General features: G+C 71.5%; 14 protein-coding genes and 1 pseudogene. 10 read left to right on the top strand and 5 right to left on the bottom strand.

Features of this window, described 5'->3' with window-relative positions; genetic code table 11:
* Positions 1 to 48: 48 nt before the first annotated feature.
* A complete protein-coding gene (locus ACQRUO_RS04785) occupies positions 49 to 327 on the bottom strand; it encodes a DUF1330 domain-containing protein (protein ID WP_428314440.1) in 279 nt (92 codons plus the stop codon).
* An 81-nt stretch (positions 328 to 408) separates the two neighbouring features.
* Here ACQRUO_RS04785 and ACQRUO_RS04780 point away from each other — a divergent pair, with 81 nt between their 5' ends.
* The 3 genes from ACQRUO_RS04780 (at position 409) to ACQRUO_RS04770 (ending at position 2,463) form a co-directional block, all read left to right on the top strand.
* Entirely contained in the window at positions 409 to 642 is a 234-nt protein-coding gene (locus ACQRUO_RS04780; protein WP_428314439.1) for a hypothetical protein, read from the top strand.
* Between the two features lie 230 nt (positions 643 to 872).
* The gene (locus ACQRUO_RS04775; protein ID WP_428314438.1) at positions 873 to 1,919 is read left to right on the top strand and encodes an IPT/TIG domain-containing protein; all 1,047 of its coding nucleotides are present in this window, start codon (positions 873 to 875) and stop codon (positions 1,917 to 1,919) included.
* Between the two features lie 340 nt (positions 1,920 to 2,259).
* Positions 2,260 to 2,463, top strand: a complete 204-nt coding sequence (locus ACQRUO_RS04770) for an ATP-binding protein (protein WP_428314437.1) — start codon at positions 2,260 to 2,262, stop codon at positions 2,461 to 2,463.
* Between the two features lie 119 nt (positions 2,464 to 2,582).
* Here ACQRUO_RS04770 and ACQRUO_RS04765 read toward each other — a convergent pair whose 3' ends face one another.
* Positions 2,583 to 3,215 (bottom strand): AAA family ATPase, encoded by a 633-nt coding sequence (locus ACQRUO_RS04765; protein ID WP_428314436.1) that lies wholly within the window; start codon positions 3,213 to 3,215, stop codon positions 2,583 to 2,585.
* 345 nt (positions 3,216 to 3,560) lie between these two features.
* Between ACQRUO_RS04765 and ACQRUO_RS04760 the strand changes: the two genes are divergently transcribed.
* A complete protein-coding gene (locus tag ACQRUO_RS04760) occupies positions 3,561 to 4,649 on the top strand; it encodes a YncE family protein (protein WP_428314435.1) in 1,089 nt (362 codons plus the stop codon).
* Between the two features lie 333 nt (positions 4,650 to 4,982).
* A complete protein-coding gene (locus ACQRUO_RS04755) occupies positions 4,983 to 8,504 on the top strand; it encodes a GDSL-type esterase/lipase family protein (protein ID WP_428314434.1) in 3,522 nt (1,173 codons plus the stop codon).
* Between the two features lie 100 nt (positions 8,505 to 8,604).
* Here ACQRUO_RS04755 and ACQRUO_RS04750 read toward each other — a convergent pair whose 3' ends face one another.
* Together ACQRUO_RS04750 and ACQRUO_RS04745 are read right to left on the bottom strand one after the other, a co-directional pair.
* Positions 8,605 to 10,137 (bottom strand): FAD-dependent monooxygenase, encoded by a 1,533-nt coding sequence (locus tag ACQRUO_RS04750; RefSeq protein ID WP_428314433.1) that lies wholly within the window; start codon positions 10,135 to 10,137, stop codon positions 8,605 to 8,607.
* A gap of 199 nt (positions 10,138 to 10,336) precedes the next feature.
* Positions 10,337 to 11,341 carry a helix-turn-helix transcriptional regulator gene (locus ACQRUO_RS04745; RefSeq protein WP_428314432.1) on the bottom strand — a complete coding sequence of 335 codons (1,005 nt, stop codon included), beginning with the start codon at positions 11,339 to 11,341 and terminating at the stop codon, positions 10,337 to 10,339.
* Positions 11,342 to 11,436: 95 nt separating this feature from the next.
* On the opposite strand from ACQRUO_RS04745, the gene ACQRUO_RS04740 reads away from it, so the two are divergent.
* A complete protein-coding gene (locus ACQRUO_RS04740) occupies positions 11,437 to 11,835 on the top strand; it encodes a VOC family protein (protein WP_428314431.1) in 399 nt (132 codons plus the stop codon).
* A 662-nt stretch (positions 11,836 to 12,497) separates the two neighbouring features.
* Here ACQRUO_RS04740 and ACQRUO_RS04735 read toward each other — a convergent pair.
* Complete coding sequence (locus tag ACQRUO_RS04735) at positions 12,498 to 13,037, bottom strand: RICIN domain-containing protein (protein WP_428314430.1); 540 nt, start codon at positions 13,035 to 13,037, stop codon at positions 12,498 to 12,500.
* 246 nt (positions 13,038 to 13,283) lie between these two features.
* On the opposite strand from ACQRUO_RS04735, the pseudogene ACQRUO_RS04730 reads away from it, so the two are divergent.
* The 4 genes and pseudogenes from ACQRUO_RS04730 (at position 13,284) to ACQRUO_RS04715 (ending at position 15,927) form a co-directional block, all read left to right on the top strand.
* Positions 13,284 to 13,888 (top strand): annotated as a pseudogene (locus tag ACQRUO_RS04730) (RNA polymerase sigma factor).
* A complete protein-coding gene (locus ACQRUO_RS04725) occupies positions 13,885 to 14,010 on the top strand; it encodes a hypothetical protein (RefSeq protein WP_428314429.1) in 126 nt (41 codons plus the stop codon). Before ACQRUO_RS04730 ends, ACQRUO_RS04725 begins: the two are co-directional and overlap by 4 nt.
* 6 nt (positions 14,011 to 14,016) lie before the next feature.
* Positions 14,017 to 14,268: a hypothetical protein gene (locus ACQRUO_RS04720; RefSeq protein WP_428314428.1), complete on the top strand. Its 252-nt coding sequence runs from the start codon at positions 14,017 to 14,019 to the stop codon at positions 14,266 to 14,268.
* Positions 14,269 to 14,808: 540 nt separating this feature from the next.
* Positions 14,809 to 15,927, top strand: coding sequence for a nucleotide disphospho-sugar-binding domain-containing protein (locus ACQRUO_RS04715; RefSeq protein ID WP_428314427.1), 1,119 nt, complete (start codon positions 14,809 to 14,811; stop codon positions 15,925 to 15,927).
* Positions 15,928 to 16,024 lie beyond the last annotated feature (97 nt).

Below are 16,024 nucleotides of genomic sequence, written 5' to 3'. Positions count from 1 at the left end.
GTGCGTCCGCCTGCCGGCCGGGCAGGACCACGTGGCTGAGCCCGTCGGTCAGTCGATGCCTTCGATGATGCGGAAGTCGCGCTCGACGCCGTCGGAGAGGACCACCAGCGCCTCCTGGTAAGCCTCGCTCTCGTAGGCCGTGACGGCCTGTTCGAAGCTGTCGAACTCGATCAGAATGACACGGTTCGTGTTTCCGGCCTCGGATGGACGCTCGGCTTGCTCGATCCCGGCGACGGAGCACCGGGCAGGTGTGAGGACGTGCTGATCCGGTCTGGTTCGGTTCTGCCACCCGCGACTGCCGGTTCGCGTCCCGGCGAAGTCTTCCACAGTGCCCCGAGTGCCTTCGGCGGCGGGGGAACGTGCCGGAGACGGACCGGTGGAGACACCGCCTCAGCCGAACCTCGCCGGGTGTCCGCCACCTGCTGGTGCCGTCGGCGTCAGCAGCAGACTGAGGTGCGTGCCGGACATGCGTTGCAGGAAGTTCAGAGCCGTCCGCTCGCAGCGGCCGGCGCGTCGTACGTCCAGACGCGGCGCCAGGCGGGCGTCGATGCGTTCGCGCGGCTGATCGACGAACTCGCCGACGACGAGGTCGGGGCCCTGGTGGCGGCGCTGCCGGCGCCGGCACACCTGGCAGAGCTCTAAAGCCAGGACCGCGAAGGGCCGAAGCGGTAACGGGGCGCACCCCGGAGCGCTCCGAGGCGCTCCCGAGGCGCTCCCGAGGCGCGACTGGTGGCCCCCGCTCGCTCGACAGCGCGCACGCGCAGCTGACTGTTGGCCGGAAATGCGGGTTTGGCACGGGCGTTGACCGACATCGGTCCAAACTGACGATACGTCAGGCTATAACCGTACTCCGACTCATCGTGGGGGGAACCATGAAGATCGCACGCACGCTTGCGTGTTCACTGCTCGCCTTGGCCGGCGCCTTTGCCACCGCACTCCCCGCAGCCGCCGACCCTCCGACCGCCGGCCAGGACGAGGCGGTCGAGCTCGCCGTCGAGGGCATCGTGCCGGGCGGCAACACTCTGGTCAACGTCCAGTGGAACCCGGGCGGCACTGCCGCCACCACCGGCCCGACCCAGATCACCCTGGACGTGCCGGCCGGCTTCAGGATCCAGAACACCCAGATGTACGCATGGCCGGGCGACTACACGTGGAACAGCGCGATCTCGCCCGACGGCCGGCACCTCACCGCCACCTTCGTCGGCACCCGCGAGCCGGGCTTTCTGACGTACCTGGCCGTGGATGTGTCCACCCCGACCACGGTGCCGCCCGGGGTGTTCACCGCGACCGTTTCGCATCGGGACGACACCGACCCGGCCAACGATGTCGCCAGCGAAACCACCGCGCACGCCCAGGTGACACCGGCGATCCCGCCCGCCCCGGAGGTCAGCTGGGTGGACGGGTTCTTCGGCCCGGGCGCCGGCGGCACCCCGGTGACCATCACCGGTGAGCACCTGACCGACGCCATGGTGCTCTTCGGCGACACCCCGGCCGTCGGTGCCACGTGCACCGACACCGAGTGCACCGCGACCACCCCGGGCGGCCTCGGCGTGGTGCCGGTCAGCGTGGTCACCCCCGGCGGCACGGCGGACGACGCCGGCCTCTTCGGCTACTACGGCCCGCCGCCCGCGGCGCCGGCCCCGGTCTTCGGCGGCTTCTACATCCCCGGCAGCATGGATCCCGGCGGCCCGCTGGCCAGCGGCCCCTCGGCCGGTGGGTCCGGCATCTGGCTGCAGGGGACCGACCTGGCCGGCGGGCGGGTGTACTTCGGGGACGTGCCCGGGATCGACAGTTCCTGCGGCCCGTCCTTCTGCTCCGTCATCTCCCCTCCCGGCACCGGCACGGTCGACGTCAGGGTGGTCACCTTCGGCGGGATCACCCCGGTCGTGAGCACCGACCGGTTCACCTACACCGGCTGAAGCCGGCCACCGGGCACGCGCCACGGGCCCGGACCGAACGCAGCCCCTCGGCCGACCGCCCCGCCGACCCGGATCTCCGGAGGGTCGGCGGGGCGTTGCCGCCCCCGGACCCCCGGCCGCTGCCCTCGCTGACGAAAGTACGACCGGCTGCTCAGGCTCCGGGCCACCGAGGAAGGAAGACCGTCTCGGCGCTCAAGAGCCCGAGCCGGGTGTGCGAAGGCCCGTCCGCTGATGCTGATCGGCGACTCCGCTACCGGCAAGTCCCACCTGCTGCCCGGGATCGGCACCGCGATCGCTGGGGCCGGCATGACCGTGCCGCCACATCGCCGCGACCGCGCTGGTGAACGAGCTCGCCGAGGTCGGGGCCGACAAGAACCTGAGCGCCAGGATCACCCGATGCGCCAAAGTCGATCTTCTGTGCCTGGACGAGTTCGGCTATCTCAACCCGGACAGACGCGGCGCCAAGCTGCTGTTCCAGATCTCCACCGAGCGCGAGGAGCGCACGGCCACCGCCGTCGCCTCCAACGCTCCGTTCGGCGAGTGAGACAGGACCTTCACCGACCCTCGGCGCTGCGCGGCCATCGCCGACCGGCTGAACACGCGGCCCGGTGACGTCTGCCTCTGCCAATCGGGGTGCTTCCCCGGAAGGCGGTGGCGGTGGGCTCAGTCGAACCGAATGTGCTTGGCACCCGTCCAGGCGCGGCGGAGGCGCCCTCTGAGTGCGCTGTCGGTGTTCGGAGCGAGAGTCAGTCCCGAAGACGCGGCGAGATGGTCGGCGACCTGCGGAATCGTGAGCCGATCGGTCCACACCTGCTGGGCGAACTCCTCCTCACGCAAACGCTCCAGACACACGTCGAGCTTCGACAGGGCGAAGCTCTCCCGCCGCAGAGGGGCGTCCTTTCCGGCCACGAACTGCACGACATGCCCGAAGCCACGCTCGCGCAGCCGTTGCAGTACGGTCCCGCGCTCGGCCAGCAACGCGAAGTGCCGAACGTCATGGCCGCGCTCTCGCAGTCGACCGACGGTCTCGCGCAAGTACACCGGCTCCACGACCGTCATCGGCGCGATCACCACACCGTCGTGATCAGTCAGAGCACGGTCCAACACTTCGAAGACACCTTGCCGCCAGGCGGGTAGATCCTGGAAGTCCCCGCGCAACGGCGGCGGCATCATCCGATGCAGACCGAAACCCACGTGCTCGGGGTCGTAGATGACGCTGTCGGCGAGGCGCCGCTGGATCTCGTGCGCGGTCTGGGTCTTGCCACCGCCGAACGGACCGTTGATCCACAGGAGCATGCACCAGACCCTACTGCGCCTGCCGGTGACCCCGCCCGGGAGCTGAAACAGGGACAGGCTCGACGCCGGCGGTAGGTGCGGCTGTCGCACTGAGCTCGGCCGCGGTCGTGCCGCTGACCTCAGTCGAGCGCTCGCCGCGGCGCAGCGGGCTGGACGGCCAGGTGCAGCTCGAGCCGTGAGGAGGACCTTGGTGACCGGGCCCCAGCGTCGCGACACGTTGGCGGTTTTCCGTGCCGCACTCTCGGGAACCGGCCCCGCGCCGACGCGGACATGCCGTAGCCTCACGTCCACCAGTACCGGACGCTCCTTGGGGGGAACGTGAACTCGCTTATGGCAAAGGCTCGTTTGTTACTCTCGTTAGCGCTCGCGGGGGCGCTGATGGCCGTCGGCGCCGGAACCGCGAGTGCCGCCCCGGCCGGCGCTTCCGCCGTCGATCCCGTTCCGGGGGGCGAGGCCACCATCACCCTGCCGGCCAGTCCCTGGGGCCACCCGCTCATCAGCGCGGACGGCACCACCGCCTACGTCGGGGTCGGGCAGGGCAACTCCGGCAACAGCCTGGAGGTGATCGACACCCAGGCCGGGGTGATCACCACCGGGGTGCAGGTCGGCAGCGACATGTGGAGCGGCCCGAAGGTGTTCAGCGCCGACGGCAAGCTGATCTACCTGGTCACCGAGGGCACCCTGAACGTCTTCGACACCACCACGAACACCGTCCGTTCCCGCATCCCGTTCCCGGACCAGCCCCGCCCCGCGGGCTACCGGGCGGGCGGGACCGTGGGCCTGGCCATCAGTCCGGACGGCTCGACGCTCTACCTGGACCAGGACCAGCCCTTCGCCGACTTCCAGCCGCCTGTCGGCCAGGGCCGCATCCTCACCTTCTCCACCGCCCAGAACGCCTTCACCGACAGCACGCCCCTGCCGACCGGGGTGCTGCAGTCGATCCTGCTCCGGCCGAACGGCAAGGACGCGTACATCACGACCCCGCAGGGCGTGCTCCACCTCGACGTCTCGGGCGCCCACCCTACGGTGGTGCGCACCGTCACGTCGGCGGAGTTCAACGGCACGGTGAGCCTGAGCCCGGACGGCACCCGGCTGTACGCCCTGGCCGCCGGCAACCACGAGCTCGTGCTCGACCTCACCACCGACACCCAGCTCGCGGACATCGATCTGAAGACCTCGTTCGCCGTCGAGGACACGGCCGTGAACCTGGACGGCACCCGCCTGTACGTCTCGGTGGACACCCAGAACCCCGGGCCGACGATCTACGCCTACGACACTGCGACCAACACGCCCGTCCCCGACGAGACCATCACCCCCTCCGACCTGGAGCACGCGCTGGGCATGACGGTGGGCCCGGACGGTCAGACGCTCTACGTCACCGGCTTCAACGCCTCCGACAACGTGGGCTCCTACCTGCAGATCATCAGCATCTGACCGACCTACACGACGTGTGGCGCGCCCGGACCTCCGGGCCCGCCACGCGTTCCGCCGCCTTCGCCACATGGTTGGCCGGCGAACGGTCGGCGCGTGGCCGTGGGCTAGTGTCCAACTTGACGTGATCAAGCTAGACACGGAAGGCAAGTTCAGCCGATGGCCATGCACGCCCTCCCCCGCCCGGCGGGCTCGACAAGTCCGGCCTTGCCGGCCAGGCGATCCCCCTTACCGGCAAGGCGCTCCCACAGCGCCCGCCGATCGCGGCGCGACGGACCGCGCGTCACATCCGTTGCGCTCGGCACCGTCCAGGCACTGCTGATCGCGCTCCTGGCGGTGCCGTTGACCGTGCTCGCCGCCGTCCCGGCACAGGCGCTCCCGCCGAGCCGGACGCCCTTCCTCACCTGGAACATGCAGGGAGCGACCGCGCAGGGTGCGAACCTCTGGGCGAACTACCTCCCCCGCATCCTCAACGGAGCCCGGACCGGCAGCGGGGGCCGCGCCGACGTCGTCATGCTCCAGGAGGCGGGTGCCGATGTGCCGCGCGGGGCCACCGAGTTGGACAACCCGCTCGGCACCGTGGGCAACCGGCTGGTCACCTACGTCAACTGGCACGCGAGCCAGCGCCCCTCCGAGTGGTACATGGTCTTCCTCCAGACCAACGACCCGGTGGTCCCGGGCGGCCGGGTGAACACCATCGTGATGGCGACCACCCCGGTCAACGAGGCGATGGTGGTGGACAACCCGCACGGCAGCAACGTCGGCCGGCCCGCCATCGGCATCCGGCTGGGCAACGACTGGTACTTCAGCTACCACGCGCTCTCCGGTGGCGGCGGCGACGCGGTCACCATGCTGAACGCGATCGGAACCGCCGTCCGGGCCGCTCAACCGGCGGGCGTGCGCTACGACTGGACCGTGGGCGGGGACTTCAACACCAGGCCCGACACCCTGGCCAACCGGCGGGAGTACCCCAACATCCCGACGCCGTCCGGCTACCGGCCCACCATCCTGGCCACCGGCCAGCCGACCCACCGGAGCCCGGACGGGACCCAGCGGGAGCTCGACTTCGCCGTGACGACCACCGACCAGGGCGCTTTCCAGCGGACCGTGCAGCCGAGCCAGGGCGGCTCCGACCACGATCCGGTGTTCGTCGCCCCCGTCGTCGCACGACCGACCATCACCACCCGGCCGCCGGTGGCCACCATGCCGGTCGGCGGCTTCGCCATCGACGGCGCCAACGTGCAGCAGGACCCGGTCCGTTACTCGGGCATGCGCGAGGACCTGTACGGATGCACCTGGATCCAGCCGCCCCCGCCCATCTGCCGGTCGTCCCCACCGCTGCGCTCCGCTGCGGCGCGCACGGCGGACGCAGCGGACGCAGCGGACGCGGCGGGCGCAGCGGACGCGGCGGGCGCAGCGGCCTCCGGCCCGCCGGGGTTCAGCTTCGTGGGGGCCGTGAGCAAGGGGAACGTCGACGACGGTGACAACCAGGAGGAGGCCTTCCCCGGCCAGAGCATCGGCGAGCTGCGCCAGCACCTGGTCGGCGACCTGCGCACGGACAAGCCCGGCGTGGTGCTGGTCCAGGTCGACGTCGCCAACGACCTGGCGACCCACAGCGGCCTGACGGTCGCCCAGGAGGCGAGCGAGCTGCGCGGCCTGCTCGACCAGGTCTTCGTCGAGCTGCCCGACACGACGGTGCTGGTCGGCGACCCGGTACCGTCCAGGACGCCGGCCGTGCAGGACGAGATGTACACCGGTACCGCCTCGTACATCTCGTTGTCGAGCGAGATCATCGCCGGCGAAGCCGTGGCGGGCCACCGGATCCGGCAGGTGGTCCTCGGCTTCGACCACGACACCGGCTACCTGGACACCGGGCAGACCGCCGACGGCGTGCCCGACTACCGCGGCTACCTGGCCATGGCCGATGCCTACGCGGCCCAGCTGACCAGCGCGTGGCAGGACGGCACCATCGTCGACCCGGCCGACGTCCTGGTGAACCCCGCCGACCTGGTGGTCGACGGCAGCGGCATCGACGACACGGCGTCCTCCCCGAGCGGTGGCCCGACCACCGGCGGGCCGCTGCGGGTGCTGGTGGTCGGGGACTCGATGACCGAGGGCATGGAGGGCGACTGGACCTGGCGCTACCGGCTGTGGCAGTGGTTCAGGGACCAGCACGTGGCCGTCGACTTCGTCGGCCCGTACCGCGGGACCAAGCAGCCGGACGCCCCGACCGGTCCACCCGCCCCGCCCCCGCTCCAGGGGGAGATCCAGAACCCCTCGATCGCGGACCCGCCCGTCTCGGGCGCCTACGCCGAGGGCGTTCCCGCGGACTTCGACGGAAACCACTTCGCCGTGTGGGGGCGCCAGGCCGCCCAGGACAAGGACCTGATCGGGCCGGTGGTCGCGCAGTACCAGCCCGACCTGGTCCTCTTCGGCATCGGGTTCAACGACATGGGGTGGCTCGTCAGCGACGCGCCCGGCACGCTGGACAGCGTGAAGACCCTGGTCGACCGGGCCCGCGCGGCCAAGCCGGACATCCGCTTCGCGGTGGCGAACGTTCCCATGCGGCCCCTCATCAGCGGCCGTCAGGACCTGATCGTCAAGACCAGGCAGTACAACAGCATGCTCAAGGACGCGATCCCGTCCTGGAGCACCCCCGCCTCCCCGGTGAAACTGGTCGACTGGGAGGACGCCTACAGCTGCGACACCAACACCTGCGCGGCCGGCTACGACAACCTGCACCCCAACGCCCTGGGCGAGTACCAGATCGCGTCCGCCTACGAGCACACGCTCCACGACGACTACGGCATCGGCCAGTCCGTGCCCGGCATCCCCGACACGATCCCCGCCCGGCCGATCTCCCCGGTCTCGGGGGTCGTGGCCGAGTCCGTCCCCAGCGGGGTGAAGATCGGCTGGAACCCGGTGTTCGGCGCGCGCGGCTACGACGTCCGCTACCGGCTCGCGGGCAACACGCAGTGGAGCCAGGCACAGGTCTCCACCAACCGCTACGACACCACCTGGACCCAGGACGGCTGGACCTGGGAGTACCAGGTCCGCACGGACAACGACGGTGACGGCCAGTCCGACTGGTCCCCGACGGTCACCGCGACCGCGCACCCCGAGACCGCGGCGCCGCCCGCGGCCGCGAGCACCATCACCCTGGCGACTCCCACCGGCGTCGACGTGTCCTGGCAGCCGGCGACGGGTCCCCACACGGACAGCATCGACCGGTACCAGGTCATCACCTGGGACCGGGACGTCCCGGGGGCGTACATCGGCGGCACGGCGGTCAGGGGGACCAGCGTGCACATCGACGGTCTCGTCCCGGGCCACCACTACCTCATCGCGCTGGTGACCTGGAACCGGGCGGGCGGCGGCATGCCGGGCGTGGCCAGGTCGGTGACCATCGGTGCGGGGACGCCGCCGGTGCCGACGAACGTCACGATCAAGTCCATCGACCCCACCACCGTCCAGCTGACCTGGCAGGGCTCCCCGGCGGCGGCCGGCTATCGGGTGTGGATGCAGAACGTCAAGGACCACACTCCGGCCGCACCGGACGCGTTCGTCTCCGACTCGCCCGACCACCAGGTGGCCTTCCTGTTCCCGGGGAACTGGAACTACGAGTTCTGCATCACCGCGTTCAACGGCACGCTGGAGTCCGGCCGGTCCACCTGCGTCTCGGTCCCGCCCCCGCTCCCGCCGCCGTCGACCGGCGGAACCACACCGCCACCGAGCACGGGCAGCCACCCGGCGGCGGGGCTGTCGACAGAAGCCCTACCGACGGCAGGCCGGCTCGCCGAACCGCCTGGGGAGCTGGCCACGTCAGCGCCCGCGCCCACGCCCACGCTCGTCGGCTGATGCCGGGGACGATCTGACACGCTCGTGGGCTGGCCGGGCCGACCGGGCCCGGCCCAGCCCACGAGGCCGGCCGGGCCCGGTCCCGATCGGAGCCGTGGTGCTACGCCTGCAGCAGCGCCTGGTAGGTGTACAGCGGCGCGTCCTCGTCCAGCGGCGCGATCGCGGCGACGTAGCCGTCCGGGCGGACCATGATCCGGCCACCGTTCGGCAGGCCGTAGCGGGCAGCCGTGCGGCCGTCGGGGTCCTGGATCACGGCGTCGTAGCCGGTCGGGGCGGTGCCGAGAGCACTGACCAGAAGCTGACGTACCGTCACATCGGGCACCGGCATCGGTGCCGAGCCGTCGACCGCCACGGTGAGCAGCACGTGCTCGTGCGTTCCGGCGAGTGCTGCACGCAGCTCCGGGCCGGCCACGGGGAGATGGTCACCGGCGTGCAGTTCGCCGCGGCCCCGGCTCTGGACCACGATCGGGCTCTTCCGGTACGCGACCGTGACCTCCTCGGTACGATCGGCCATCGCCTGGCGGACCGGGGCGAGGCCCGTGAGCAGGTGCATCCCCTTGTTGCGCAGCTTCTGCGCGATCGGGTTGACGATGGTGCCCGCCCGGGTGAGCGTGCTGGCGAACTGGATCACCTGGGCGCCGACCGGGTGACGCTCGGCGTGGTAGCTGTCCAGCAGGGCCGGGCCGGCCTGGCCGGCGCTGACCAGGGCGAGCTTCCAGGCGAGGTTGTGGGCGTCCTGGATGCCGGTGTTCATGCCCTGAGCGCCGGCCGGGCTGTGGACGTGAGCCGCGTCGCCGGCCAGCAGCACCCGGCCGACCCGGTACTCGGGCACCTGGGCGTGGTGCACCTCGAAGACGGTGAGCCAGCGCGAGTCGCGGATCCGGATCGGACGCTCGGCGCGCTCGTCGACCACCTGCTGCAGCCACTCCTGGGTGGCGGTGCGCTCCTCGTCCGTGGCGATGTTCGCGATCAGGCGCAGCCGATCGCCCTCCATGGGGAAGACCAGCAGCGGGCCGTCGTGCGGCGCGAAGAAGGTGTACATGCTGTGCGGATCGAGATCGTGGTCGGCGTTCACGTCGCCCATCAGGAACTTCTCGCCCTTGAACGTCCCGGCCAGTGCGCTGCCGACCAGGTGCCGCGCCTGGCTGTGCCCGCCGTCGGCGCCCACCAACCAGCCGGTGCTGACGGTCTCCTGGCGCCCGTCGGCGTGCTCGAGCACCACCTGGGCACCGTGCTCGTCCTGGGTCAGGCCGGTCAGGGTCACCTCGCGCTCGACGGTGACGCCGTGCTCGGCGAGCGCCTTGGTGAGGATGCGCTCGGTCTCGGTCTGCGCAATGGTCACCGAGTACGGGAACGGGCTGTCCACCAGGTCGAGTGCGATCCTGGCGACCACCTCGCCGTCCGCGTGCATCTCCATCGCGGTGGTCCGGACCCCTGCCCGGATCAGTTCGTCGACCAGGCCCAGCCGCTCGAACACCTCCAGGCTGCGGGCGTGCACGACGATGGCGCGCGACTCCGTGGTGGGCTCGGCCAACCGGTCCACGATCCGCACCGGAACCCCGCGCCGGGCCAGCTCCAACGCGGCGGTCAGCCCCACCGGGCCCGCACCTACGACGATGATCGGGTCGCTCACCAGCAGTCCTCATGTTCGCGCCAATGGGGATATCGGATGGGCCGTCACCTGCTCCACGGGCCCGCTCGATCGGCGAGCAGTGTACCGATCCACCTGCTCGAGGTCACCGCCGCCGACCGGGTCGCGGACGCACCTGGCCTCGCCGACCCGGACCCGCCGCCGGCTGCCCGGCCGCCGCCTGAACCGCCATGGCCCGCCGTCAGGCCTGGCGGGCGTAGGACGTGAGGCGATCGGCGAGTGCGGTGACGAGGTCGCGCAGTTCGGCGGGGCGCTCGATGACGAACGGGCGGTCGAGCGCGGCGAGTACCGGGGGCAGCCAGTCGAGCCGCTCGGCCCGCAGCTCGACGCGTCGCCAGCGCTCGACCGACGGGTCCTCGCCCGCCGCGGGCTCGTGCTCGTGCTCCTCCAGGGTCGCGACGGCGGCGGGAAGGTGAGCGCGGATCTGCTCGACCGTCGCGTGGATCCGCACGGTCACCTCGTGCCGGTAGTCGGCCGTGGCGAACGCCGCCACCAGCCGCTGCGCCGGATCGGGACCCGCGGGCGGGTCGAAGGTGCCGGGCAGGGTCCTGGCGTCTGCGATGCGGTCGAGCCGGAAGGTCCGGTACTCGCCGATCCGGGCGTCGTGGCCCGTGACGTACCAGCGGCCCGCGTGGGCGACGATGCCATGCGGGTGCAGCGTGCGTTCGCTGCGCCGGCCGTCGCGGTCGGTGTAGCGGATCGAGACCGGTCGGTGGTGGCGTACCGCGTCGGCGACGGTGAGCAGGACGGCGGTGTCCGGGGTGTCCGGGGTGTCGAACTCGCCGGGTCGGTCCGTGAAGGCGAGGGCTTCCAGGAGGGTGTCGAGCCGGCGGGCGAGGTGCCTGGGCAGCACCCGCCGGATCTTCGCCGATGCCGTCTCGCTCGCGGTGTGCTGCGCCGCCGTCAACCCCGCCCGGCGGCCGGCGACCAGGCCGAGCAGCACGGCCAGCGCCTCGTCCTCGCCGAGCATGAGCGGCGGCAGCCGGTACGTGGGGGCGAGCCGGTACCCGCCGTGGCGGCCGCGCACCGATTCCACGGGCACGTCCAGGTCGATCAGCTGCTCCACGTACCGGCGCACGGTGCGCCCCTCGACGCCGAGTCGGTCGGCGAGTTCGGCGACCGTGCGGATGCCGCCCGACTGCAGCAGCTCCAGGAGGGTCAGTACGCGGCCGGTGGGTCGAGGCATGTTCGCAGCCTAACGCGAATACAGGACCGATTCTGTCCACTATTTCCCCTAGCGTGCGACTCGCAAGCCCTCCGGCACAGCCCAAGGAGAAACCCATGGAGTTCGTCTCGATCCGCATCATCACCGGCGACGTCGCGCGCCTCGTCGAGTTCTACGAGCGAGCCACCGGCGCGCGGGCGACGTGGGCCACCGAAGACTTCGCCGAGCTCAGGACCGCGGGCGCGACCCTCGCGATCGCCGGCACCCGCACCGTCCCGCTGTTCGCCCCGGGCTCCGCCCGTCCGGCGGAGAACCACAGCGTGATCACCGAGTTCCTCGTCGACGACGTGGACCGCGTCCACCGGAACCTGACCGGCATCGTCACCGACTTCGTCACCGAACCCACCACGATGCCCTGGGGCAACCGGTCACTGCTGTTCCGCGACCCCGACGGCAACCTCGTCAACTTCTTCACCCCCGTCACCCCGGCAGCCATCGAAAGGCTCGCACGCTGACGCCACGCAGTTCGTGTCAAGGCCACCCGGGTGTGGCTCGTCAGCGGGTTCCGGAGCGAACCGGACGAAGACGCAGCCCCCGTCGGGCTGGGGCACGGCCAGCACCGCCAGGCCCGCCGACTCCGCGAATGCGGACGCGGTCAACGGCTGTCGACTTGCCGTGGATGTCGGTACGGGCGAGGCGGTGACGGTGGCGCGGGGCTGCGGCAGGGCAGGGACGGTCGACGGAGGCACCGGTAGCACCTCATCGCGGCCGGGCCCGCCGCCGTACTTGATGATCACCGCCATCAGGGACAGCCCTCAGCGCACGCGCTGAGCACCACTGCCATCCCGAGCACCGCGGGCGACGCCGCAGCACACGCCGTCGCTCCGTCACAACGGCTCTGCCGCCCGCACGAGTTCCCGTACCGGCTCGGCGGGCGCCACCGACCGCTGTTACCCCGCACGAGTAAGCAGGCAGCAGGCGGAGAGCCGGAGCGATGGCACGGACGGACGACCAGCACGGATCCGATGAGACAGGACAGATCAGAGCGTCTGAGCGATTCCGCGCGGCTCCTGCCACGCCACGCTGCCCCCGGCCCAGGGCTTGCTCTGCCCGGACTCCGTGGGCCCCGGGGCGGCTGCCGGTCAGCACCATGGAGCTACGGTTCGCTGGTACTGATCTAGAAGTTGACGGGAGGCCAGGCCTGGCCGGCGCCGAAGTCGTACCAGATCTGGTTGTTGCCGTTCCAGCAGTCCCACTGCTGCATGGGGACACCGTTGGTGTCCTGCCCGCCGGGGACGTCCAGGCACTTGCCGCTCCAGGCGTTGCGCAAGGTGTAGCCGGTGCCCGGGATATGGGTCCAGATCCACTTCTGGTTGGCGCCGCCGGTGCAGGACCACTGCCGGGCGGGGGCGCCGTCGTCCTGGCGCCAGTCGGCGATCTCCAGGCACTCGCCGCTGTTCACATTGACCAGCGAACCGCCCACCAGGCTCCAGTTCTGGTTGGCGCCGCCGGTGCAGGACCACTGCCGGGCCGGGGCGCCGTCGTCCCGGCGCCAGTCGGCGATCTCCAGGCAGTGCGGGCTGGAGGCGCTGCCCAGGGTGACGACGTTCGGGACCCCGGACGGGTGGTAGTCGTCGGCACTGGCACCGGGCACGCCGTTGGTGAGCGCGAGACCGGTGCCGAGGGCGGCGGCAGCTATGCGGGTCGTGAGAGGCAAGACTGTGATCCTCGTCAGGAAGATAGGTGATGGATGGGAGCGTTGCCGGCAAACGCAAGGGCCCCAGCCGCTTGGGCGGCCACTCTAGTGGATCTACCTTCCGAGGGGCCCGCCCTTGATGACGTCGCGTACCGGTCCGCGGTCAGTCCAGTGTGACCACGGTCGACCGCCGGGACGCCACCGTGTAGAACGCGAGCAGCGGGGCCACACAGTTGACGGCGGGCCAGACTCAGCCAACGGGCGCGGCTGCGCGCCGGGGACCAGGGCGCGCTCGGCGAGCTCTTCGACCAGCACGCGCAGGCGGTGTACCGCTACGCGCTGCGCACCCTGGGCGACTGGGCGGCTGCCGAGGACGCCGTCTCACTGACCTTCCTGGAGGCCTGGCGGCTGCGGGCCACGGTCCACCAGGACGGTGAGGACCTGCGGCCCTGGCTCTTCGGCATCGCCACCAACGTGCTGCGCAACACCGCCCGGGCGGCTCGCCGCCACCGGGCCGCCATGGCGCGACTACCCGAACAGGACCCGGCACCCGACTTCGCCGAGGAACTGGTCACCCGGCTCGACGACAGCGCGCAACTGGCGGCGGTGCGGCGTGCGCTGGCCCGCCTGCGGCGCGGGGAGCGGGAGGTCTTCCGGCTCTGCGTCTGGGTCGGCCTGGACTACGCCTCGGCCGCCCAGGCCCTGGCGTGCCGGTGGGCACCATACGCTCGCGGCTCTCGCGCGCCCGCAAGCGGCTGCGTTCACTCACCGAAACGGAACTGACGATGGGTCGGGAACCGACGCAGCCTTCCGGACAGGTACCGGTCGGCCGCCTCGCAGCGGCCCGGTCGATGCAAGGGGACATCCGATGAACGAACCGCCCGAGATGCTCACCGCCGACCGCCACCGGTTGCTGAAGGAGCACCTGATGAGCGAGATCGCACGGGGCGCGGCGCCCACCACGCCCCGGCCGCGAGGCCGCCGCCTCGGCTGACTGGCGGTGCCGCCGCTGGTGGCCGGACTGGCCGTGGCCACCACCCTGGCCCTGCCGGCGCACCGCACCGTCCACGCCGCCCCCGCGGCTCCGGCATCCTCGCCGAGCCCGGCCCACCTGCTGACCCGGGCCGCCGCGGCCGCCGCACACCGCCCGCCCGGCGACGGCTCCCAGCTGCCGCGTGGCGGCGACACGTACGCGACGGCGATCATGCAGGTTGCCGTCGCCGACCACCCGGGGGCCCAGCCCCAGGGCTGATCCCCGCGCCCGGGGGCCCCGGACGGGGCGCGGCCACGAGGGAAGCCGCGCCCCGCGACTCGGGCCAGGCACGCACATTCGTTGCCGAAGCTCATTTCCTTCGCCGAGAAACGACGACCCCATGGGGGCAGGCATGCCCACGACGAACTGCCGCCCAGTGCACGACTGTTAGGACACAGACAGGACTCCGTTTCAAGGGAAAACGACCCATGTCAAGCAGAGAGAAAGCCGACCGTCCACGAGGTGAACATCTGTCAAAAAATACAAGTGCCTGCTCAGCGTGAGCCGTGACAGGCTCTTCGGCACAGTGACCGCCGGGGGCGGTCACCGGCTCACCAGGGGCGACGTGGCCACAGCCGACATCGAGGTGGACCCGGATGTCCTGCGCCCGGCACGGAGCAGCGGCCCATGACATCCCGTACGCGGCACGGGCAAGTGCCCGCAAGGCCGGATGCCACGGATCGGTCGGCCGCGACGGTCCCACCCCCCAGTACCCAGAGCGCGTCCGACATGAGCAACCACCTGCATCAGGAGAGCACTGTGCGAGTCCTGTTCACCGCCCCCGGGGCGGTCGGCCACATCTTCCCCATGATCCCCACCGCGCTGGCCCTGCGGGCGGCCGGCCACGACGTCCTGTTCGCCGGGCAGCCCCCGATCGCGATCCTGCGCAACACCGGGCTGCCCGTCGTCGAGGTCGGCGACGGCACCACCCTCAGAGAGGCCTTCGCCCGCGCCCTCCCGAAGGACGTGCGTTTCGCCGACCAGGAGCGCAGCGAGGACGAGACGAACGAACTGAGCGCCCTCGGCTTCGCCGAGCTCGGCCGGTCGACCCTCGAGGGCCTGCTGGAGGTCGCGCAGACCTGGCGGCCGGACATCATCGTGCACGAGTCCTTCCAGGGCGCCGCGCCGCTGGTCGCCGCCAAGCTCGGCATCCCTGCCGTGGCACACAACTTCGGGGTGACCTCGGGCGGGGCAGCCGCTCGCCTGCGCCGACTGCTCGCCGACGACTACCGCGCACACGCGGTGGAGCCGACCGCCGGGTCCACCGTCCTGGACGTCGTGCCGGCTTCGCTCGGCGGGGACGGCGGGGGCTGGCGCATGAGGTACGTGCCGTACAACGGTGGCGGGACGATCCCCGCCGACCTGATCGGGCGCGGCACCAAGCCGCGGATCGCGGTGACGCTGGGCACGGTGTTCACCGAGTGGGAGGGCATCGCGCCCATCGCCCGGCTGATCGAGCAGGCGGGGGCGCTCGACGCCGAGATCCTGCTCGCCGTCGGAGACGAGGACCTCACACCGCTCGGCACCCTTCCCGACAACGTCCGGCCGCTGCCGTGGGTGCCGCTGAGCCAGCTGCTCCAGACCAGCGACGGCGTCGTCCACCACGGCGGCTCGGGGAGCATGATGACCGCCGCCGCACTGGGTGTCCCCCAGGTGATCCTCCCCCAGGGCGCCGACAACTTCGCCAACGCCGCCGCCGGCCAGGCCAACGGCTTCGCGCTGCCCTCCAGCCTGGACGCTGTCGACACCGCCCTGCTCGACCGCCTGGTCACCGACGATGCCCTGCGGAAGTCGGCCGCGGCCATGAAGGCGGAGATCGACGCCCTCCCCTCCCCCGCCGACCTGGTTGCGAACTTCGAATCACTGACCTCACGGTAGGCACCGATCAGGTGACGGCCTGCTGGTCGGTGTGCGGGGGAACGAAGGCTCCGACCGGGGCTGGGCGAATGATCAGGATGCGGCAGCCGGCGGCAGA

This window comes from Kitasatospora sp. LaBMicrA B282 (assembly GCF_050325825.1).
Classification (GTDB): Bacteria; Actinomycetota; Actinomycetes; order Streptomycetales; family Streptomycetaceae; genus Kitasatospora.
Note: the sequence above shows the minus strand (reverse complement) of the source record. Positions and strands in the feature narration are given on the sequence as shown.